Raw genomic sequence first — 22398 nt, forward strand, 5'->3', positions numbered from 1 at the left:
TTCTTAAAAAGATGTTGAATTTTAATTTAAATAAAGAAATGAAAAATAAAATATTAATAACTTTTCTGACTTCCAGCCTGATAGCTTTTAGCTCATGTGAAAGCATGTTGGATTATACGCCGAAAGGTGTTCTATCATCGTCTGACCTGACAGCCCCAACTGCGGTAGAAGGACTGGTAACTTCCGCCTATGCTGCGATTGGCAATGGCGACATGATTGGACCAATTTACAGTATGTGGGCTTATGGCTCAGTAAGGTCTGATGATACTTATAAAGGTGGTGGCGGTACCGGAGATGTCGGAGAAATTGATGCTTTGGAGCATTATAACCTTGTAACTCCCACTATGGGGGCGTTTGTAACTCGTACATGGCAAAACCTTTTTAAGTCTATTTCAAGAGCAAATGTAGCTCTAAGGGCTGTAAACAACCTTGATGAAGCTAGTTTTCCGAATAAAAAAGTAAGATTGGCTGAGCTTAGATTTTTACGAGCTCACAGCTATTTTACGATGAAAACTTTGTATAAGAATATTCCTATTTTTGATGAAACGGTTTCAGATGAGGATATACTTAAAGTTTCAAATACTCTCTCAAACGAAGAATCATGGAATAAAATAGCTGCTGATTTTCAATTTGCTGTTGAAAACCTTCCGGCAAATCAGTCAGAAATAGGAAGAGCAAATAAGTATGCTGCTCAGGCCTATTTGGCAAAACTTAGACTTTATCAGGCTTATGAACAAGATGCCAGTCATAAAGTTGTGAATATCAACAAAACAAGATTGCAGGAAGTGGTTACACTTACACAGTCAATAATCTCATCTGGAAAATATAGATTGAGTGATGATATTGCTGATAATTTTGTTCCTGAAACAGAAAATGGCCCAGAGTCAATATTTGCTATTCAATTTACTGTAAATGATGGTACTACAGCCGGAAGAATGAGCTATGAAGATGGCCTGAATTATCCTCATGGAGCTCCGCAATATGGATGCTGCGGGTTCCATGCAGGTAGTCAAAATCTTGTGAATGCCTATACTACAGACGCCAACGGATTGCCAAATTTTGATACTTTCAATGAATCTAATGCTGACTTAAATAAGCAGACTGTTGACCCAAGACTGGATCATACAGTTGGTATTGATGGACACGTTTATAAATATGATAACACGAAGTTGTTTAGTAATAGTTGGGTTCGTGACCCTGGTGTATATGGAAATTTCCATACTATGAGATTTCAACAACTCGCGTCAAGTAGTTCATATTTCAAGTTGGGACCTTTTATGGGAACTGCAAAAAACTATGATGTTATCAGATATGATGATGTACTTCTAATGCAAGCCGAAGCTTTTATACAATTGGGAGACCAAGACAAAGCTCTGCCTTTGATAAACCAGATTAGAAACAGAGCTGCCAAAAGTACTGGTAGATTGAAAAAACTTGATGGATCGTTTGCTTCAAATTATAATACCAAACCCTACTCGGGTGACAATTGGACCAAGGATTTTGCATTCAAAGCACTTCAGTGGGAGAGACGCTTAGAATTTGCAACAGAAGGATCAAGGTTTTTCGACCTGGTTAGATGGGGAATCGCGGAACAAACTCTTAACAAGTATGTTGAAAAGGAAAAAACCAGAAGGACATTTTTAGCTACTGCGAAATTTACAGCTGGAAGAGATGAATACCTGCCTATTCCTCAGGCTGAGATCACCTTTACCAATGGTCTGTATAAGCAGAACCCTGGCTATTAAAATTTAAATCATCATAGGATTTAAGGAAGTATAATGGTAGTAGTTGATTTACTACTACCATTTTTTTAAATCAAATTAAAAATATGAAAAAATATATCATAGGAGTGGCTTTGGCTTTGATAGTACTTGGCTGCAAAACAAGTGGTAATATTACCAAAAACGCATCATCAGATTATCGTCCTAATTTACATTTTTCGCCTGAGAAAAATTGGGCGAACGATCCTAATGGGCTTGTATATCTTGATGGAGAATATCATTTATTCTATCAATATAACCCATTTGGAGATCTATGGGGGCACATGAGTTGGGGACATGCAATAAGTAAAGATTTAAAAAAATGGGAGGAACTGCCCGTTGCTATACCCGAGAAAAAAAATGCTGATGGAACCACAACTATGATTTTTTCAGGCTGTGCTGTGATAGATAGCTTGAATACTTCAGGGTTCTTTGACGAAGGTTATAAAAAAGGAATGGTGGCAATTTTCACTTCTCATGTTGACAATAAAGGTATGGGAATGGCTCAACATCAAAGTCTTGCTTACAGTAATGACAAAGGTAGAACATGGAAGTTGTATGAAAAAAATCCAGTTTTGGACATCGGCTTAAAGGATTTCAGAGATCCCAATGTCATTTGGTATCCTGAGAGGAATGTATGGATAATGACCGTAGTAAAAGCATTAGAATATACTGTTCAGTTTTATGAATCTAAGGATCTTAAAAGTTGGAAACTACTTAGCGAATTTGGAAACCAGGGTGATGTTAGCAGAATTTGGGAATGTCCGTCGTTGATTAAAGTTCCGGTGATCGACGAATCCAAATTTAAATGGGTTTTAATGCTTTCAAGTGGAAGCAAAAATAATAACCTTTTGGGAGTACAGTATTTTGTTGGAGATTTTGATGGAATGAAGTTTGTTCCTCAAAAACAAGAGACATTGTTTTTTGACTCAGGTTATGACAATTATGCAACAATTCCATTTTTTAATTTACCAAAATCGCATGAAAAGCCTGTTTATTTGAGCTGGGCAAGTGATTGGGAATATGCGAGAGTTTTGCCGACGGAAGGATTTCGGGGGCAGTTTACGCTACCAAGAGAAGTGTCTCTTTTTAAAGATGATATTGGTGTTTATAGAATCATTCAGACACCTATAGTAGATTCATCTATTCCAACTGTAATATCAAGTTTAAAGCCAGGAGATCAATTGGAATCTAAGCTTATGAAGTCAAATCAAAATTTATACAGATTGATACTTGATTTTGATATTACCAATTCCAAAGGTTTTGAACTATTACTTTTAAAAAATGGAGACGAAAAGACCGTTCTCAATTTTGATAGCCAAAAAAATATTTTAAGCATTGACAGGAGGACTTCAGGCAATGTGGGTTTCAGTGAAAAATTTCCTAAATTAAATCAAATAGAATTCCTACCGGAAAATGGAAAAATAAAGTTGGATATTTTGGTTGACAAATCTATTATCGAAGTTTTTGCCAATAGCGGTAAGGAAGCTATAACTACATTAGTTTATCCAACCTATGGAAGTTCAAGTATTGAGCTAAATTGGAAATAAGTTAAAGCTTTATTAAAAAGGGTTGGAGTATTGTATTCTAATCCTTTTTTTTTCAATAAATGATGAAGAGTAAGTTTTAATTTAATTTTTTTTTGAAATAACAGTCTTAGACAGATTTTATTTCTCAAACTTCTTTTTTAATCTCAAATATTCCTGGTATTCTCTTTCTTCGGATTGCTTTCTCGCAATGCTTTGATAGTTTCCATATTCTTCAGAATCTCTGTCCATGAAATCAGGTATAATTATTATTTCCCATTCCTTTGCCAGTTGTTTCCAATATCCCGCCGCCTCAATAGTGATTTCCTTCCACTTGTCTTTTGATTGCACCTGGTTTTGATAGTTTATTCTAACAGGGTTACTTATGTCTGGTAAAATATTTTTTGCGTTTCCACTCCACCAACTGTGGAGGGTATTGTTATGCTTTCTCATTGCAAAATTTAATTCTTCGACTAAGAAATCATATAAGCTGTAATTTCTAACGAAAGCATAAATCTTGTATGCTGCAATAAGTTCCGGACTTTTATCTACTAATGATTTTGAGAGGTGATAGGCTGTATTTCTCCAGGGGTTAGAATCAATAAATGGCTGAGAATTTTCTTTTGTTTCAAACCAAGGGTAATAATAGTTGTGTTTGGCAAAGTCAAACTTCCTTGTTTTCACGTCGGGGACGTTTTGCTCCTGCCATAGATTCCAGATTTTATCCCAATTTTTCATGCTTGAAACGAATATTTAGAAGAATTGAAAACATTTGCATATTTGCTGAAAATTAAAAATTTTTCGCCATAATTTTTCAGATTTTCAAATCATTTTAAAGTATATTCTTTATCACTTACCGGTCTTAACCAAACTGCTCCCCCAAAATTAGTGTTTGTGCTAATTGCAATGTGTGTGACACTTTGAGTAGGAGATGCTCCATGCCAATGCTGAATATTCGGAGGACATTGGACTACATCACCTTTTTTTATTATTTTAATGGGTGACTCTTTTTCCTGATAATAACCAACCCCATCGGTTATTATAAGAATTTGACCGCCCGGATGATAATGCCAGTTGGTTCTGGCTCCGGGTTCAAAGGTTACATTTCCCATTGTTACGTTATATATGCTGTCATTTTGAGCAAACATTTTTACATAAACATCCCCAATGAAATTTTGATTGGAGACTTTATTGCCAATAGGAAAAATAGATTCTGTTTGTTTTTTAGAAGCAAGTTTTTTATTACAGCCAGTAGAGAAATAAACTATTGAAAGTAAAATAATTATAATTTTAATTTTCATAAATTTTTAATTTATAATGTCCTCTAAAACCTTTTTTGCCGCTTTGGATTTTTTTATACCAAGTGGTTTTCTAATTATCAGAACAAAATGACTTAATTGGTTTTGAGAATATCCCAGATTTTGACAAATTGAAAAATGGCTTTTGAGCATTGGTTCTGCTTTGCCTATTGCACTTATTACTGAAATAGTAACCAATTCTCTTTCAGCATAAGACAGAATATCACGTTCAAATAAATCGGCGAAAAGGTGCTCTTTTAGGAAGATTTCGATTTCTGGTGAAAATGTGGCATATCCTGCTTTGGGTCCATCCTGTGGATTTCCTGTAAGTTTTTCAAGTACTGTTTTTCCCCTTTCAAATTTGCTTCTATCATCGTAGATATGACTTGCTTCAGCACCAACCCAATCTTTGATTCCATTTTTTTTTCTAACCTCCAGAACCTGCATAAACGTTTGAAGTCCTCTGATACTTCTTGGAAAACCGCAATATGCATAACTATGCACAAGACATTCTTTTATTTTGTTGATAGACAGACCTTCATTTAAACCTTTATTTAAAGCTCCATTTAATTTTCTTAAATCACCATTTGCATTATATGAGGAAATCAAAATAATGCTCTTTTGTTGTTCATTCAAAAAATCAGAAGACTCGGCAATTTGAGCAAATAACAGGCTATTGTTAAATAATAATACCCAAAAAAGTATAAGAATGTTAAACCCATATTTCAATAATATTGATTCATTTTTCATAAATTTTACATTTGTATTAATGATAGCCATATATGATTCAAAGGTGTTTTCCAAAAAAATCTTTGAGCTTGGAAGTTGCCATTTCAACATATTCGGGCACATAATATGTCTGAATATGTGTTGCATTTGGTATCAAAAATAATTCTTTGGTTTGGGTACCGGTGGCTAAATGAAAAGCCTGGTCGGTCATATAAAAAGAATCAGCTTTGCTACCGGCCATCATTAATAAGGGTTGATTAATCAAATCCATGTTTGAGGCAGCATTGAAAGCCATCAAATCAAGCAGGCTACTTGTGGTATATCTGAATGTAGAATTGGGATGGGCATGAGTTTTATTGTAATATTCATGACCTTCACGGTAAAGATCAAATGGCATTTTAGCAGCGACCTCATCTGTTGTTTTTACATTTGCAATGTATTTTACCTCTCCTCCGGCTATCTCCAAAGCTCTTGCCTCGGAAGCTTGTTTGAGCCTGTCCTGAATGCTTGACAGACCGGAATTCATAAATCCGTTTTTTCTTACCAGGCCTGAGTTGAACATACTTATAGTGGCTATAGCTTTAAAACGTTTGTCGGTTTGAGCAGCTTTTAAAGCATATCCTCCACCCCCGCAAACACCAAGTAAGCCAATTTTCTTTGAGTCAACACCCTGAAAAGATGAAATATAATCGACCATTCCTCTGATATCTTCAATCCTATTGGCGGGTTTGTCAACATTCCGAGGTAAACCGCCACTCGCACCCTGAAAAGAGGCATCTGCTGCTATGGCGATATAGCCCAATTCTGCCAGATTCTGGGCATAAAGGCCTGCTACTTGTTCTTTTACTCCACCATTGGGATGTGCCACTACGACTGTTGGATAGGTTTTGGAAGGATTATATCCCGCAGGAGTGTAAACATTTGCGGAAATATCAATTCCATTAAGTTTGTAGTTAACAGGTTGGATTTGAACTTTCCCCGGTACATTAGCTATTATGGCCCCGTGATAAACCAATCCAAAAGGATTGCCGGAATTAGCTTGTGCCAATGAATCAGAATTATACATTATAACTATAATTAGTAGAAAAATACTGAATTGAATTTTCATAAAATGATTATTTAAAAATTATCTTATTTATCTAAACCTTTGTCCTTCAACCACTTTGATAATAAATCAGCAACTTCAACATTATTTAAATCAGACATAGGGAAATGAGTATTGCCTTTGAGTCCTTTTTCAGGTAACTGAACAAGTGTTACATCACCCCCATTCTTATTGACTAATTCAGTCCATTTTTTTGCCATTAATACCGCAGCCCTCCATTGTTCTTCACCGGGATATTTTGAAGGCTCTGTAGGAATGTAATCACCATAATAGATTACAATCGGGATTTTAGTTATTTTTTTAAATTCATCCAATGACACCGGGTTTCCCTTCAAAGTCCCCCCTAAATAAGTGATTGGCTCAGGAACCTGGCCTTCAGGAAAAATAAAGCCACTTCCAGGTTCATAGGCTGCAATAGCTTTAATATTTTCATTTTTTAAAGCCGCAAGCCAACCTTGACCGCCACTGTGAGAGTGTGTGATCAAAATGCCGGGGCCAATTTTATTAAACAAAGCCGCCACTACATCGGTATTAACATTAATATCAATCGTCCCAATATTTGGTACAATATGCCTGTAAAATTGATTTAATGCTTTGGGGTCTTTTGAAAACTGTACTCCGGGATAAAATTCTGTTCCGATTCCCATTCTAAATATTCCAAACCATAATTGGTCATCTGGCGAAGCGGTGTAAGTTGATTGTTGCGTTCCACGGGATGCTTTGCCTCTTCTTGGTTGGTCAATTAAGTAAACTGGGAATCCTCTACGTAAGAAAATATTTTGAAAGCCTTCTCTGCCATCAGCTGTGGTTTCGTAAGTTTTTGAAGTTTGACCGTAACCGTGCCACATAACCATAGGGTATTTGCGACTCTTGGCTGGAACTTGATAGAAAGCATAAAGATGATCGCCATGTAAGGTTTGACCCTCTGATGGTTGATTTGAAGGATTAAAAGCTCCATGTTTTATAGGGTCAAAAGTGCCGGGATTTGTTATTACGGAACCACCTACAGTAAAACTACCCTGGTCTTTGATTAACAACAAGTTTTTTTTATTTGAGACGCAAGAGGATAGCAGGCTTATGGAAATTACCAGAAGTAAAGTGGAATTTTGGAGTCTATTTTTTATTTCTTTTCTAAACATTTTTTTAGAATTAAATGATGAAATACTACTTAAATCGGGAAGGCCTTAATAATTAATTTGGACCCATCAGTTTAGAAAAAGAAAGAGAACCCATTTTCCAGTCATCGCCAACTTTAACATACACTTCTGTAACCATAAAAGGATTGGAAACCTCATTGTTGCCAACTACGGCCAAAAGCGTGATTCTGTTTAAAAGTATTACCGTATTCTCGATTATTATTGGTTTCATAACTTCATGTATATCGGCTTTTTTGTAATGAATGAAACCAGATTTTATGATTTCCAATTCACGATCTTTGCCCCAGGAACCACCCATGTGAACAAACATGGCCTGAGCATCAAATAATCTACCCAACTTATTTACATCTTTATCAGCCATCCATTGCCATTTATCTTTGGATAGTTGCTTGATCTGCTCTTCTACAGTATTTTGAGCTATTGAATTTACTGAAATCAAAATAAATGTGATTATTCCTAAAACTATTTTTGTCATTGTTTTTAACTTATTTTTTGATTTGATGGGTATCTCTTACACTACTGAAAGATAAAGCGAGCATTTTCCAGGTTTTCTTTTGTTTTTGATATACTTCTGTAACGGTAAATTCTACTTTGGCATCACTTCCTCTAACCACTGATTCTAGCGTAATTCTGTTCCAAACTATAGCCGTTTTTCCTGAAACTTCTATTGCAGAATCATGGATAGTTGCTTTTTTGTACCAAATACTCCCAGTTTTAATAATTTCTAATTCTTCGGCTTTTTTCCATGTGCCACTCATGTGTAAAAACTTTGATTTTTCGTCAAATAGTTTGTCCAATTTCTCAACATCCTTATCGGCCATCCATTGCCATTTGTCTTTGGAGATTTGCATTACTTCCTGCTCGGCTTTGGAGATTTGAGCCAATGAAATTTGAAAAACTGATAATGTGATAATTAATGTTAATAATACTGATTTCATTTTTAAATTTTGTTTAAATATTAATTCTGAATTACTCTTTCGCCCAACCACTTCACCATTATGGGATCACGATGATCAAAAAAGGCACTGGTTTTTGTATCTAAAGTTTTTATTTTTTCCATGTCTTCTGTATTCAATTCAAAATCAAAGATGTTGAAATTTTCTTCCATTCGCTCTTTTCTTACTGACTTTGGAATGGCCACAATACCTCTTTGGGTGAGCCAACGCAGTACAACCTGGGCAATAGTCTTATTGTATTTTTTGCCAATATTGCCTAACAATTCATTTGAGAATAAATCATTTTTACCTTCCGCAAACGGTCCCCAGGACTCAATCTGCACTTTATTTTGCTCTAAAAATACCTGGGTTTCTATTTGTTGGTTAAAAGGATGTGTTTCTATTTGATTGACTGCCGGAACGATTTCATTATGAACGATTATGTCAATGAGTCTGTCAGGTTGGAAGTTGCTTACTCCTATCGCTTTTATTTTTCCTTCTTTATATAAATCTTCCATGGCCCGCCATGAGCCATACACATCTCCGAATGGCTGGTGCATGAGGTACAAATCCAGGTAATCCAACTTTAGCTTATTCATCGAAGATTCAAAAGCTTTTTTGGTTCCCTCATATCCATTCCTTTGAATCCATACTTTCGTGGTGATGAACAAATCTGCCCTGTTTATTCCACTGTTTTTAATAGCATTGCCTACAGCCTCTTCGTTACCATAAGATGCTGCAGTGTCTATCAATCGATATCCTACACTTATTGCATCTAATACGCTTCTTTCACATTCTGCCATATCAAGCACCTGGAAAACTCCAAACCCTAAAATGGGCATTTCCACTCCGTTATTTAATTTTATTTTTTGCATTACTAATATTTCTCGTATAACTGTTACATAGATACCTAAGTCGATAGTAACACCTATTTACACAGATTTATTTTTGAAAATATTTCTATTATATTCCTCTTGATTGAATTTTACCTCTATTTTTCATTGCTTTTTCGACCACATCTAATCTTGCTTTGCGAGGGTCAGGCTTTGCTACCACTTTACCATCTAATTCTACATCCAGAATGTCTTGATTTTGATTGTTAAACATTGGCCAATTAGGCAGGTTGGCACCGTTGGGATTTCCAGTTTTGGCAAAGTTGGTCCAGTAACCACACATGATCCGTGCAAGCTCACTTTCTGCTGGTGTAATGGTAGGTGCGGCACCGTTTGGCCCACCCCAACGAGCCCCTAAAGTATTAAATACAAAAGAAATGTCAGAACCATGACCAGCACCATAAGGCGATCGTTGTTGAGCTACTGTAGGTACATAACCAAACTGAAACACATAAGCAGGAGCACCTTTAGCAAGAAAAGTGCGGGCGGTCATGCGTGCAGGCTCACCCCAAACCCAATCCGTATTAAACTTCGCAATAACCTCTTCAAACTTCTTGGTACCATCTGGGTCAAAAGCAGCTTTGGCATCAGCTTCTAAATCTCCAAAACTAGCAAACAGATCTTCTTTGGTTTTGGCATTGCTTACAAATGCACCGCCGATTTCAGCACTACAATTGCCAATCATCAAAGGTATTTTAGGCTGTCGACCAAACATATATGCAGTTTCTGCCGTTTCAGTCACCAATTTACCGTCAAAGATGGGTCCTGCGTGTGTGCGTGGACCATTGGGACCATCAGTCTCTTGACCACCGTCAATTATTTTTTCTACCGGTAAAGCACGTAAAGCTGCCAATGAAGCAGCATCAGAACCCGTGATTCCTAGTTTTTTGGCAAAATTCATACCGATGGTTTCGGCAGAAACAGCGTAAAGAACATCTGCATTTTCTTTGTTGATAGGCCTCCCGGTAAGTACGCCATCACGACCACCACTTGAATGACCAATGGCTTTATGAAAAAGCCCTTTGGCTGCAGGGATGGTCAATAAAGAATGTACAGAAACACCACCAGCCGAAAAACCAAATATGGTTACGTTTTTAGGGTCTCCACCAAATGCCGCTATGTTTTTTTGTATCCATTTTAGAGCCTCTATTTGGTCCATAAAACCGTAGTTGCCTTTAAATTCATTCGGTAGTTCGCTGCTTAGGCCAGGATGAGCAAAATAACCCAGGCGACCCACTCGATAGTTAATATTGACTAAAATCACACCGTTCTTATTCATTTCGGTACCATAGTTTTGTGAGCTTGAGGCACTACCACCTGTAAAGCCACCACCATATATCCACACCATTACAGGAAGCTTGGCTTTGGCACTTACATTGGCTGGTTTCCATACATTTAGATATAGACAGTCCTCCCCTGAACCTTCCGCTATTGTGCCTGGCTTTGCTCCCCAACCCGCTTGAGCAGGGTTTACAGCATATTTGCTTGCGTCACGCACACCTGTCCATTTTTTTACCGGCTGTGGCGGTCTCCAACGAAATTCACCCACTGGTGGTGCTGCAAATGGTATGCCTTTAAACACTGCCGATGAACCTTCTACTACCCCTTGCACTTGGCCGCTGGCAGTTTTTATTATTGGCCCAGGGTTAGTTTGTTGAGCATTTAAAGTTCCGATAATAAGAAACCCAAGAAATACCAGTATTTTCTTCATGATTGAATCGTTTGATTTTTTAACGATACAAAGGTCAAGGCTATATCGCTGAGGAATGGTATAAAAATTCCTGCTTTTTCTACCATTTTTACTGAATACCATTGGGAATTATAGAATAGTATTTTTAATAACTTAATTTTGAATGGATTTCAAAAGAATTGAAAATGGAAAAAATAATTAATATAGATACAGTAAGCGAGTTTAACGCTGCCAATAATCACAAAACACTGCATCCACTAGTGACGGTTTTAGATTATTCAAAGGCAAATCCAAGAGATTGGGGAGAGGTAGATACTATAAGATTTAATTATGGATTATATAGTGTGATTTTGAAAGATGTAGTTTGTGGTGACATGAGGTACGGACGCCACCATTACGATTATCAGGCAGGAACGCTGGTGTTTTATGCACCGGGACAGTTTGTGAGTATGGATAACCCCAAAGTGGTTTATCAGCCCATGGGCTTCGGGCTTTTGTTTCATCCCGATTTTTTAATAGGTACTCATTTAGGAAAAGCTATACATCAATATAAGTTTTTTAGCTATCAGACCAACGAAGCACTGCATCTTTCTGATGATGAACGGGAAATGATTTTAGATATATTTAAAAAAATTGAATTTGAATTAAAACAACCGATTGACAAACACAGTAAAAAGCTTATTGCAAGCAATATAGAGCTTTTTTTGGATTATTGCCAGCGGTTTTATGACCGACAGTTTATTACTCGTGATGTTGCCCATAAAGGAATAATTGAGAAATTTGAAGAACTGCTCAACGCTTATTTTCATTCAGAAAAACCCCAAATTATTGGTTTGCCCTCGGTGGCATATTTTGCTGACGAACTTCATTTATCGGCTAATTATTTTGGTGATTTAATCAAAAAAGAAACCGGGCAATCAGCCAAAGATTATATCCTTTTCAAAACAATCAGCATAGCCAAAGAACGGATTTTTGAAGATGAAAAAACGGTTAACGAAATCGCCTACGAACTTGGATTCAAATATCCGCAGCATTTTACACGGTTATTTAAACAAAAAGTAGGTATGAGTCCATTAGAGTTTCGGGGGGTGAATTGATAATTTATGGGGTATTCCTGTATTTTGTAGGGGTAGTGTGCGTATGTTTCTTAAAGAAATTATTAAAATGCGTTACTTCCCTAAAACCCAGCGAAAAGGCAATTTCGGAGATATTCCATTTGCTATGTTTGAGCATAATTTTTGCTTCTTGCAAAAGACGTTCGGCAATGAATTGAGAAGTGGTATTCCCACTGGTTTCTTTTACAGCTCTGTTCAGATGATTGACGTGTACATTGAGTTGAGCCGCAAAATCAGAGGCTGTTCGGAGCATGATTTCCGAATGGTTATCGTCAATAGGGAATTGACGCTCCAAAAGTTCCAAAAAAAGCCAATGAATACGCTGTGAAGCGTTAATCGGCAGCCTTTCAATACGGTTAGATGGGCGGGTCTTCATAGCACTATGGATCAATTCATAAATCTGATTTCGGATCGCATCATATTTATGAATATACTCTGAGCTCAGTTCGGTTTCGATTTTTTCAAAAACTCCGCTTAAATATTCAAATTGGGAATCGTCTAATTCAAAAACGTGAGTACCTGCAGGTTGAAAAACTTCATATTGCGTAAGATTTCCAAACTGTTTAAAAAAATCGGCATTAAATATCACATAAAAGCCCGAAACTTCGGATTCAATATGCTCCCATTTGTAGGGTATAAAAGGATTTGAAAACACAAGTGCTTGCTTTTCAAAAGAAAAAACTTTATCAGCATAATGAATACGGCTACTGCCCCTGCAAAGTGTAACTTTAAAGAAATCGCGTCGGCGATAGGGAACAGGTTTGGTAACCGGATGTGGCAATCTAAAAACATTGATATGCCCGATATCACGGCTTAGGTTTTCTGGAATCCAATCGAATTTTCGATTGTAAAATTCTTCCAGCGATTCAAATCCATTATTCATAACCTTACAATTTTGCATTCAGTCCCAAATTCCAAACTATTTTATCTCCTGCAATAGTTGATTTTAATTTATAGGTGAATATTGAAGATAAATAGACGGGTAACTTTTTTCGATTAAAACTCAGCATTTGGCTATAATAAGTACCTTTTTTATCATCTAAAGTTAGGTGAAAAAACTGTGGAAAAAAGCCCAAATAATAGTTTTTTGAAAGCCCAATATTTGGAAATCGGGGTTGAAGCGACAGATATGTACTTTTCTGAATAGCATAGGAATCCAAACCCTTTGAAACGAGCAAATGCAAGCCTAACGAAAACTTGGGCGATGCATGCCAAACCGGTACAAATTCGCCTGCCAGGTAGCGTTGAGCTACCCATCGATTTTCGGTTTTGGCGTTGATAATCACTTGGTTTGCTCGTACAACATACGATGGATGCCCACCTATGTGCCAACTAAAATGTTCGGTACGCTTTGAGCGGTATCTCAGCCAAAAAATATACGACCACGGGTCGCCATTGAGCCTCCACCGGAGTTCGGGCTCAAAGAAAATGTGTTTTTTCCCAACAGCCAGATTAATAATTGCAGCAGGTTTACCAAGCATTAAGTTGGGAAAAAGCGATACGCCATTATTGGTTATTTGAATATTAGCTGAAGCGTGAAGAGGTTCTGATTTTTTAAGTGTATCTGCTTTTTCGGCAAAAATAGCAGTACTACAAAAAAGAACTAGAAGGGCTGTTTTCAGGTATAGATTCCCGCTGTTTAGGTGGTACATAATAATAAAAGATATATAAATTTTCTACTACAAAACTACTGCTTTGGAATAAGTATTTTAAACAAATTTCAAATCAAAACTTACGAAAATCAAACTATGGTGATTGATCACAAGTTAAACCATTAGGTAAATTTAAGATTTATTGAACGGTAGTTTGGGCAACTCTACAGAATAACATTGTTATCATTATAAACCAAATATATATCTGATAATGGAGCAAATCGCCATTGTAACTGATAATTAAATCCCAAATTTTTTCTTTAATTGCAATTTTGAGCAATTTGAATATCTATTAGAAGATTATATTGATTCTAAAAAGATTGAAATGGAGGGATTAACAACTGTTGGCTTTTGTGATGAACGATTAAACATTTCACCAAAATATTTTGGCGATTTAATCAAAAAAGAAACCGGGCAATCAGCCAAAGATTATATCCATTTCAAAACCATTAGTAATGCCAAATAACGGGTTTTTGAAGATAAAAAAACAGTTAACGAAATAGCCTATGATCTTGGCTATAAATATCCTCAGCATTTTACCAGATAATTTAAACAAAAAGTGGGTATGAGTCCCCTGGAGTTTCGGGGATTAAATTAAGGAAAAAATTGGAATAATCATTTTATTCCGTAAGGTTAAAGGAATTATCAAAAACGCAAAAAATACTTTATCCAAAGATTATATCATAAGCTTTACCAAACTCAAAACCAAACCGAGATTTATGGATTTTGAATCCGGGATAAAACGCCTAAAAACTAAATATCATTCACCTTTTCACCAATATTAATAGCTCTCAAATCTCTTTTTATAACCTTCAAATCTTTGAAGTAACCAATGGTTGCGATATCAACATATAAACCAACATATCCTTTTTTGTTCTTTCCCAGCATTTTGTTTACAATAAATGAAGAGTATTTTAAATCGTTAATAAACATTTCGGCGGTTTCACCATTTATTTCCAGTCGCATTGTAATCCATTCATTTAGCATAACCGGAGCGGAACCTTCATAGGAACCCGCCGGGAATTTATCTCTCAAGGTTTGGAACTTGTAATCAGGATAAGAAAAGTACTGAACCGCATGGTTTCTAGCCATTTGGTTATTAATTCTTCCTACTTTTGGACGTAAATAAATGGATTCCCAAGCCGAATCATCTTCTTTGATTCTATAATACAAGCCAATAAATCCTGCTGCTGGTGGATACGGTGAAGGGTTTTGAATTTGACTGTACATTTTCACTTCTATTGTGCCGTTTTCAAAATCATCAATGCCTAAAAGTCGGGCGTAATGCTGGTCATCAACAGTAGTTTCCAACTTTTTTTCATCAAAAGGAAGTGATTTGAGATCACGTTCAATTTTAAGTACTTTATCACCCTGAAATTTGATGATTTCACCACTTACATTATGGAGTTCAAATGTTTGTTTGCCGAGTTTTATCGTCTGAGCTATGCTTTTACCGACAAAAAGACAAAAGAATACAAATACTAAATATTTTTTCATTTTTAAAATTTTAATAAGCCACTACCGCCTGAGTAAAATACTATTAAAAGTACTTTTTAATTCATGCGGGAGTGGCCAACAAGGTAAATTGGAAATGATATTAAAATAATTTTTCTTGTGGGGGTTTTACACCTGCTAATCTGATATATACGGTTGCTTGTCCCCGGTGATGAGTTTGATGCTCAAATGCTTTAGCAAGTGCCATAGCCCTTGTCATATCGAAGTTTCCGAAAAGTTTTACATTCTCGCTCATTTTTGATAGCTCGGTTTTTTTGATGCTATTTATTACAAATTCATAACCTTCCAAGACCAGCCTGGTTACATTTTCTTTAGAAGTGTTGGTCGTTTTTTCCAACTCTCCCATTCCTACCGGGCTTTTTTCGCCGGTGGCAGCTGAGGCAAAACCATAGTTTGCATCTGTTAAATGGAGCATAACCTGAGCAAAAGAACGGATTTCAGGAGTGGGTTTAAGGTCATATTTTTCAGCGGGCATCGCCTCTAAATACTCTTTGGTGTAAGTTTTGGCACGTTCCCATTCTTTGAGCATATCTTCTTTCGAACTTTGGGCAAAAGAGCTCAAAGTGGCCCCTAATAATACCGAAAAGGCAATCAGAATCTTTTTCATGTTTTGTAAGAATTAATTTTATTGAAATAATTTCCACAAAACTATAAGTGAGGGGAGGTTAAAATACTTAAACTAGATTAAGAAATGCGATTAGGAGAACTCATTTCTTTCCTGATTTTACTCAAAAACTCAGGTGTAATTCCCAAATATGAGGCAATTTCTTTATTGGGCAGGCGGTTGGAAAGAAAAGGGTAATGTTTCAGGAAACTATTATATCGTTGCACAGCAGTAGAACTAAAATTTTGAATAACCCGGTTTTGGAGTTCAACAAAATTGTTTTCGATTGTGACTTTGAACATGCGGTTAAGCTTGGGTATCTGTACAAAAAGTTCGTATAAATCCGCTTGTGGGATTTGGAAAATTTCGGCATCTTCAATGGCTTCAATGTTAAGGTTGCTGGGCAATTGGGTATAGAAACTTCCAACATCTGCAATCCAATTGCCTTCAGCAGCAAACTGAATGTTGTGACTAAAACCTTTATCATCTATGCCAAACATCTTAAAACAACCTTTATTGATGTAAGTATAATGTTTGCAGATTTTCCCATCTTTTAAAATCAGAGTCTTTTTTTTGATCGCATGAGCAGTTATTTTACTTTTAATAAGATTAGATTCCTCACTAGTCAAAGGAATTTGGTCTTCAAACTCTTTGAAAAGGGATTGTATGTTCTTATGATTAGTATCGTCCATCGCAAAATATTTGGGTATTAATCGGTAAAATTACAACCCAACGATATCAAAAATGGAAGCTGGGCTATATTTAATAAAATGCTAAGAATTTATTTGGGACCTAAAATAAATATTTAGAGCCGTCTTATGATATTTATAATCTAATAATAATAACCTTTTAGAACAAAATTTTCTGAAAACATAAAATAAATCGTTGCCTTTGACATTTAATTTAATTCACTTTTTTATAAAATCCCAATCATCCCAACTGACTTCCAAAAGCCTGTATTGCTTCCAGCGGGGAAACATCCGATAAGGCCTGAGCAGAATCAGGGCTACGGTCAAATGATTTTGAGAAAAAGCTCCAAAGTTAATCCCCTGCAATTAATATCTAAGACTACCTTTGTTGCTCCAAATACATTTAAGACAATATTCAAACCTATTCAGATAATTTTCAAATTCTCTTGAAGCCCTTTAGTTGATGTTTATTTCATTAAAATGAAAAATGAAATTTTCAAGTTTGATTTTAAATTTCCAGCCTCATCATAATATCCGTTTGCTCATCATCTCCTAGTTTGAAAATATGCTTGTCAAATTCTATGAAACCATTTTTCTTATAAAAACCGATGGCTCGAGGGTTTTCTTCCCAAACACCTAACCAAACATATTTTTTATTCATTTCTTTGGCCAACGCAATAGCCTTATCATATAGCAGCTGCCCAACTTTTTTACCATGGAAATCTTTTAATACGTATATCCTCTCTATTTCTAAAGCAGAAATATCTTTCAGTTCCGTTTGTGAACTTCCAAAATTCACCTTCAAATACCCAATGATATCATCACCAAGAATGGCAAAGTAAAATTGAGAGTCCGGGTCAGCAAGTTCGCTGCTAAGTTTGTCTTCTGAAAAACCCTCCTCCAGATAGTTTTTCATATTTTCCTCGGTATTGCCGGCTGCAAAGGTTTCAAAAAAGGTGAGTCTTCCTATTTTTTGCAATTGTGCCAAATCAGATAATTTTACAGGTATTATTTTGATGTTTTCCATTCCGGAACAAATTTAATTTTTTGGGCGATATTGGTAATTTGGGTTAGTCAATTATTAATTACCAGTTACTAGCTTAATGTAAGCCAAAGTACAAAGTTCAATTTATTAAAAAGCAATTTTTCAAATGATTATTTAACAAATGTAAAAGGATTCCATTTTTTCATTATCCTATTTTGTTGCAGGTTTTAAATAAAAAACTTACAAACAAAATGAAAATACTATTTATCATCAATGATGCCCCTTATGGCTCCGAAAAAGCCTATAATGCCCTCAGAATTGCCAATCAATTGGGCAAAGAACATCCTGACACGGAGGTGAGAATATTCCTGATGGCCGATGCCGTAAGTGCTGCCCTCCCCAATCAGAATACACCTAATGGATTTTACAACATAGAAAGGATGCTGAAACTTTCACTCAATAAAGGAGCAAAAGTAAAACTTTGTGGCTCATGTACCGATGCCCGGGGCATACGCAACCTTCCTTTAGTTGAAGGTGCCGAAATAAGCACTTTGGCTGAGCTTACCGACTGGGTAGTTGACAGCGACAAGGTATTGACTTTTTGATCTATGCAGCAAAAAAACATACGCTTGGGTCTCAAAGAAAACTGGAAGCAGTTTACGCTCTTAGTGATTGTCAATGCATTTGTTGGGGGAATGGTAGGCCTGGAACGCACCATTTTCCCGGAATTTGCTTTCGAAAATTTTGGGATTTCTTCTTACGTTGCTATTCTTTCTTTTATAACCGCATTTGGACTCAGCAAAGCCATTACCAATTATTTCGCAGGAAAACTGGCCAACAGTTTTGGGCGAAAAAACCTTCTGATTTTAGGCTGGATTATCGCTCTGCCCATCCCCTTTATGCTGATTTATGCCGAAAGTTGGTATGTCGTGGTCTTGTCCAATGGATTACTCGGAATAAGTCAGGGCTTCACCTGGAGCAGCACCGTAGTTATGAAAATTGACTTGGCAGGTGAAAAAGACCGTGGACTGGCAATGGGCCTAAATGAATTCGCAGGATATCTGTCTGTCGGAATTTTTGCCTGGCTCACCGGGTACATTGCCAACCGGTTTGGAATCATCCCCTACCCTTTTTATCTGGGAATTCTGCTCTCTGTTTTTGGCCTGCTTTTGAGTGTTTTCTTTGTCAACGACACCCGTGTTTTTACCCATCAGGAAAACAAAACCTCGCCCGGTAAAGCCCTGGGAAATATTTTTTGGGAGACTACTTTAAAAAACAAAACCCTGAGTACCGTTACACAAGCGGGCCTGGTCAATAACCTCAACGATGGTATGATTTGGGGATTACTGCCTATACTACTTTTCCAGTATCGGCTAAATATCGCCGACATTGGGCTCATTACCGCCACTTATCCGGTAGTGTGGGGAATTGGTCAATTATTTACAGGCAAAATGTCAGATCATTATTCTAAAAAATCCATGCTGTTTTGGGGTATGATGCTTCAGGGAATTGCCATTTTAGGATTCCTGTTTCTTCAAAAATTCATGTATCTGATTTCACTTTCTGTAATTCTGGGAATAGGCACCGCTCTGGTTTATCCTACATTTTTATCAACTATTGCGGCTACCACTCCACCTTTACAACGGGCGGAGAGTATTGGCACTTTCCGACTCTGGAGAGACCTGGGTTATTCCATCGGAGCTATTGTTTCGGGAGTTCTTTCCGATATTTGGGGGCTTCCCATTGCGATTGCATTTATTGGATTACTTACCATCTTATCGGCAGTCGTGATTAAATTCAGAATGCCAAACGCTATCCCATAAATTAAAAACTCTAATTTTGAAAAACTCCTTTCTAAAATATTATTCTAAAAATGAAAAAAACTTTAATTCTTATCACTTTCTTTTTGAGTCTGTTTATCAATAAACTTTCGGCTCAAAGCACTTCCAAGGCTGCTACTTTTCCTACCACCAGTATCGGGATGGTGATATATTCCAATGACGTAGAGACTATCTGGAATGCCCTGAGATTAGCCAATTTTTCAAAAAATGCCGGAGATACCGTATCGGTGTTTTTATTGGGAAAAGGCGTGGAACTCGACAATCTGGTAAAAGAAAATGCCAACTTGAAAGAACAATCTGATAAATTCCTGAAAAGCGGTGGAGTAATACTAGGATGTGGTACTTGTCTGGTACAAAGAAAAAACAATGAGCCGCAGGTTTGTAAGTTTTCTTCCCTTGCCGACCTCTATGCCCTTATCAGGAAAAACAAAACAGTGTTGACATTCTGATGTTTATATAAAAAAAGGGCCATATCATAGAATGGCCCCTTTGGTTTTTACTCGGCTACTTTGTCAGGATTGGGCTTTCGTCGGGGTCTCTTCCTCATCGACTTCTTGGTGCCTCCGGCCATCTGGTATTGATTGGAATCTTTGCCAAATTTGGCTCCAACTCCGATCAGAATACGCTCGTTGTAGTCCTTCAGAACCATCTCCTTTTCTTTAATCCTGTTCCTTAGCTCTCCCAACGACGCCAATTGGGTGTTGTAAGAGTTGAGCAAAACTTCCACCTCAGAAATTGCTGACTGATAAGTTTCAACACTGAGACCATTGCCGAGATCAAGCTCGGCAGAGATAGATCGCACTCCCGCGATTCTATCTAAAGCTGAATTCAAAGTTTGATTTCTCATTCTTTTAAAAAATTAATTAGTAAAAAAATTGGAATCTTTCCTTGATAAATCTCAAATGTTGACATAATTTTAAACGCTAATTATGAACTATGTCAAGGGGCTGCCTTCTCACGACGGGGGCCTTTTGATTTTTATCTAAGTCTGAATTCCTTTAAATAAGCGATTGTTCGCTCCCCAAATCTGTTAATGTACGAGCACAACTATCTCAGGCTATCAAGCATAAAAGTCTGATAACAAATACCTTATTCAAAATCAGAAAGAGCCGAAATTTACTTTTGGTTTTCTTACTTCATCTGAACACTGCTCAATTTTTCGAGTTCGAACTTCGAAGAATCTGATTTAAAAAATCAAATTCATTAAAAAAATTAAATAGAAGACAATGTTGTTTTATCCTATACATTACAAAGTTATATCTTTTAGATAATACAAAACAAGAGGTTGATTATTTACCTTTAAAATAAAATGAATATTTTGAGTAACTAAATTTCTAAATCATTAATAATAAGCACTATGTAAAAAATTCTTCTAATAAAAATATTACTAAACGGTCATTTTTAAAAATCATACAAAAAATTAAACAATTGACTATCAGTTATTTAAAAATTTAAATATAACCATATCCTTTAGATTTGATTAAAAATTTTATTGAATTGCTAATAAAATATACAAGACAAAAAATGCTTTCCCTGAAAAGTTTGTATTTTTTTTGACTTAAATTGCTCTTAATTAGATAATTACACCTGATTGCTAGAAAAATTAGCCAAACATTTTAAAAATCTAAAAATGTTAGATTTATTTTATCCGGGCTCAATTTTTCTAAAAACCCCAATTTTCATCTCGTTGAATAGAAGCTTCTACATCAGAAATCTATCTTCTAATCTTGAATGCTAATACTTTTCCTAAAACTTTCCATTGATTCCCGGAATGTATTCTGTGAATTCTATTATTTATTTCTCGAATGGTTAACTGGATGATTTACTTCCTTTAAATTTTTAATTCTTCAATGTTTCAAGGATTTTGAATCAAGTAAAAACTTTTTGATGCATTGTAATGCTCGATGTTTATCAAGTAAAATGTTTTTGTTTCTTTATTTCACTTGTTGTTTATCAAGTAAAATGTTTTTGTTTCTTTATATCACTTGTTGTTTATCAAGTAAAAACTTTTTGTTGCTTTATAACGCATGTTGTGTATCAAGTAAAAACTTTTTATTGCTTTATAACGCATGTTGTGTATCAAGTAAAAACTTTTTGTTGCTTTATATCACTTGTTGTTTATCAAGTAAAAACTTTTTGTTGCTTTATAACACATGTTGATTATCAAGTAAAAACTTTTTGTTGCTTTATCACGGATGTTGTGTATCAAGTAAAATGTTTTTCAATCAATTAATTTATCTTCGGTTGATATGTACATAATTCTCTCCTCATTTAGAATATATTGCCTTTTAAACATATTTTAAACTGTATTTAAAAACTCAAAACCCGGCTAATTAATTCTTGTCGCATATTTTAAACATTAAGGGATTAAGGGCATTAAGGATTTCTATATAAGCAACGGTTAAAAAAGTAACGCAAAAGCCGCAAAGGAGCCACAAAATCCACAAAGAAATCTGAGTTCCGTTTTTTTACCATTAAGGAATTAAGGGCATAAAGATTTTAATCTTAACACATTTCAAATTCAGTACTCGCAACCCGCTACCCGGAATTTACCAACTTACCAAAAAAAACCTACTGCCTTCCCCCTATTGCCTAAGTAACGCAAAAGCCGCAAAGTAGCCACAAAATCCACGAAGAAATCAGGATTCTTTTCTTAACCATTAAGGAATTAAGGGCATGAAGAATTAACACCTTGAACATTTCATACTCAGTACTCGCCCTTCGCAACCCGGAACTTACCAACTTTCCACCTTACTAAATTAAAAACCTACTGCCTACTCCCTGTTGCCTCCTCCCTCTAAAAGCACATTAACTCATTATCACATTAACTCATTAGCACATTAACTCATTAGCACATTAACTCATTAGCACATTAACTCATTAGCACATTAACTCATTATTTAC

The 22398-nt window shown here is 36.0% G+C and carries 23 protein-coding genes; 7 read left to right on the forward strand and 16 right to left on the reverse strand.

Translation table 11 applies throughout. The features are described from left to right. Nucleotides 1-38: 38 nt before the first annotated feature. Nucleotides 39-1745 carry a RagB/SusD family nutrient uptake outer membrane protein gene (locus IPP61_21225; protein ID MBL0327645.1) on the forward strand — a complete coding sequence of 569 codons (1707 nt, stop codon included), beginning with the start codon at nt 39-41 and terminating at the stop codon, nt 1743-1745. An 83-nt stretch (nt 1746-1828) separates the two neighbouring features. Then, complete coding sequence (locus IPP61_21230) at nt 1829-3310, forward strand: glycoside hydrolase family 32 protein (GenBank protein MBL0327646.1); 1482 nt, start codon at nt 1829-1831, stop codon at nt 3308-3310. A gap of 117 nt (nt 3311-3427) precedes the next feature. On the opposite strand, the gene IPP61_21235 is transcribed toward IPP61_21230, so the two are convergent. The 9 genes from IPP61_21235 to IPP61_21275 form a co-directional block, all read right to left on the reverse strand. Continuing rightward, nucleotides 3428-4024 carry a hypothetical protein gene (locus tag IPP61_21235; GenBank protein ID MBL0327647.1) on the reverse strand — a complete coding sequence of 199 codons (597 nt, stop codon included), beginning with the start codon at nt 4022-4024 and terminating at the stop codon, nt 3428-3430. An 89-nt stretch (nt 4025-4113) separates the two neighbouring features. Beyond that, entirely contained in the window at nt 4114-4587 is a 474-nt protein-coding gene (locus IPP61_21240) for a cupin domain-containing protein (GenBank protein MBL0327648.1), read from the reverse strand. Nucleotides 4588-4593: 6 nt separating this feature from the next. After that, a complete protein-coding gene (locus IPP61_21245; GenBank protein MBL0327649.1) occupies nt 4594-5334 on the reverse strand; it encodes a carboxymuconolactone decarboxylase family protein in 741 nt (246 codons plus the stop codon). A 37-nt stretch (nt 5335-5371) separates the two neighbouring features. After that, nucleotides 5372-6421 carry an alpha/beta hydrolase gene (locus tag IPP61_21250; protein ID MBL0327650.1) on the reverse strand — a complete coding sequence of 350 codons (1050 nt, stop codon included), beginning with the start codon at nt 6419-6421 and terminating at the stop codon, nt 5372-5374. 23 nt (nt 6422-6444) lie between these two features. Beyond that, nucleotides 6445-7557, reverse strand: a complete 1113-nt coding sequence (locus IPP61_21255) for an alpha/beta fold hydrolase (GenBank protein ID MBL0327651.1) — start codon at nt 7555-7557, stop codon at nt 6445-6447. Between the two features lie 52 nt (nt 7558-7609). Next, nucleotides 7610-8050, reverse strand: coding sequence for a nuclear transport factor 2 family protein (locus IPP61_21260; protein MBL0327652.1), 441 nt, complete (start codon nt 8048-8050; stop codon nt 7610-7612). Between the two features lie 10 nt (nt 8051-8060). Beyond that, nucleotides 8061-8513, reverse strand: coding sequence for a nuclear transport factor 2 family protein (locus IPP61_21265; protein MBL0327653.1), 453 nt, complete (start codon nt 8511-8513; stop codon nt 8061-8063). A 20-nt stretch (nt 8514-8533) separates the two neighbouring features. Further along, nucleotides 8534-9385, reverse strand: coding sequence for an aldo/keto reductase (locus IPP61_21270; GenBank protein ID MBL0327654.1), 852 nt, complete (start codon nt 9383-9385; stop codon nt 8534-8536). 88 nt (nt 9386-9473) lie between these two features. Continuing rightward, on the reverse strand, nt 9474-11114 hold the full coding sequence (locus IPP61_21275; protein MBL0327655.1) for a carboxylesterase family protein: 1641 nt from the start codon (nt 11112-11114) through the stop codon (nt 9474-9476). A 164-nt stretch (nt 11115-11278) separates the two neighbouring features. On the opposite strand from IPP61_21275, the gene IPP61_21280 reads away from it, so the two are divergent. Next, entirely contained in the window at nt 11279-12190 is a 912-nt protein-coding gene (locus IPP61_21280; protein MBL0327656.1) for a helix-turn-helix transcriptional regulator, read from the forward strand. Nucleotides 12191-12194: 4 nt separating this feature from the next. Here the strand turns inward: IPP61_21280 and IPP61_21285 are convergent, their stop codons facing one another. Both IPP61_21285 and IPP61_21290 read right to left on the reverse strand, forming a co-directional pair. After that, nucleotides 12195-13091: a helix-turn-helix transcriptional regulator gene (locus IPP61_21285; GenBank protein MBL0327657.1), complete on the reverse strand. Its 897-nt coding sequence runs from the start codon at nt 13089-13091 to the stop codon at nt 12195-12197. Nucleotides 13092-13095: 4 nt separating this feature from the next. Then, the gene (locus IPP61_21290; protein MBL0327658.1) at nt 13096-13860 is read right to left on the reverse strand and encodes a hypothetical protein; all 765 of its coding nucleotides are present in this window, start codon (nt 13858-13860) and stop codon (nt 13096-13098) included. A gap of 325 nt (nt 13861-14185) precedes the next feature. Between IPP61_21290 and IPP61_21295 the strand changes: the two genes are divergently transcribed. Then, nucleotides 14186-14326: a hypothetical protein gene (locus IPP61_21295; protein ID MBL0327659.1), complete on the forward strand. Its 141-nt coding sequence runs from the start codon at nt 14186-14188 to the stop codon at nt 14324-14326. Nucleotides 14327-14613: 287 nt separating this feature from the next. On the opposite strand, the gene IPP61_21300 is transcribed toward IPP61_21295, so the two are convergent. The 4 genes from IPP61_21300 to IPP61_21315 form a co-directional block, all read right to left on the reverse strand. Then, nucleotides 14614-15357 (reverse strand): hypothetical protein, encoded by a 744-nt coding sequence (locus IPP61_21300; protein MBL0327660.1) that lies wholly within the window; start codon nt 15355-15357, stop codon nt 14614-14616. 100 nt (nt 15358-15457) lie between these two features. Then, nucleotides 15458-15982: a DinB family protein gene (locus tag IPP61_21305; protein MBL0327661.1), complete on the reverse strand. Its 525-nt coding sequence runs from the start codon at nt 15980-15982 to the stop codon at nt 15458-15460. 77 nt (nt 15983-16059) lie between these two features. Next, a complete protein-coding gene (locus IPP61_21310) occupies nt 16060-16671 on the reverse strand; it encodes a Crp/Fnr family transcriptional regulator (protein ID MBL0327662.1) in 612 nt (203 codons plus the stop codon). A gap of 505 nt (nt 16672-17176) precedes the next feature. After that, complete coding sequence (locus IPP61_21315) at nt 17177-17695, reverse strand: GNAT family N-acetyltransferase (GenBank protein MBL0327663.1); 519 nt, start codon at nt 17693-17695, stop codon at nt 17177-17179. A 209-nt stretch (nt 17696-17904) separates the two neighbouring features. Between IPP61_21315 and IPP61_21320 the strand changes: the two genes are divergently transcribed. The 3 genes from IPP61_21320 to IPP61_21330 are packed head-to-tail and all read left to right on the forward strand — an operon-like array spanning nt 17905 to nt 19943. Further along, nucleotides 17905-18258: a DsrE family protein gene (locus tag IPP61_21320; protein MBL0327664.1), complete on the forward strand. Its 354-nt coding sequence runs from the start codon at nt 17905-17907 to the stop codon at nt 18256-18258. A 3-nt stretch (nt 18259-18261) separates the two neighbouring features. Continuing rightward, entirely contained in the window at nt 18262-19476 is a 1215-nt protein-coding gene (locus IPP61_21325; protein MBL0327665.1) for an MFS transporter, read from the forward strand. Nucleotides 19477-19526: 50 nt separating this feature from the next. Beyond that, the gene (locus tag IPP61_21330; GenBank protein ID MBL0327666.1) at nt 19527-19943 is read left to right on the forward strand and encodes a DsrE family protein; all 417 of its coding nucleotides are present in this window, start codon (nt 19527-19529) and stop codon (nt 19941-19943) included. 47 nt (nt 19944-19990) lie between these two features. Here IPP61_21330 and IPP61_21335 read toward each other — a convergent pair whose 3' ends face one another. After that, nucleotides 19991-20341 carry a hypothetical protein gene (locus IPP61_21335; GenBank protein MBL0327667.1) on the reverse strand — a complete coding sequence of 117 codons (351 nt, stop codon included), beginning with the start codon at nt 20339-20341 and terminating at the stop codon, nt 19991-19993. Nucleotides 20342-22398: the final 2057 nt, after the last annotated feature.

The sequence above is a fragment of the Cytophagaceae bacterium genome (assembly GCA_016722655.1).
GTDB lineage: Bacteria > Bacteroidota > Bacteroidia > Cytophagales > Spirosomataceae > Leadbetterella.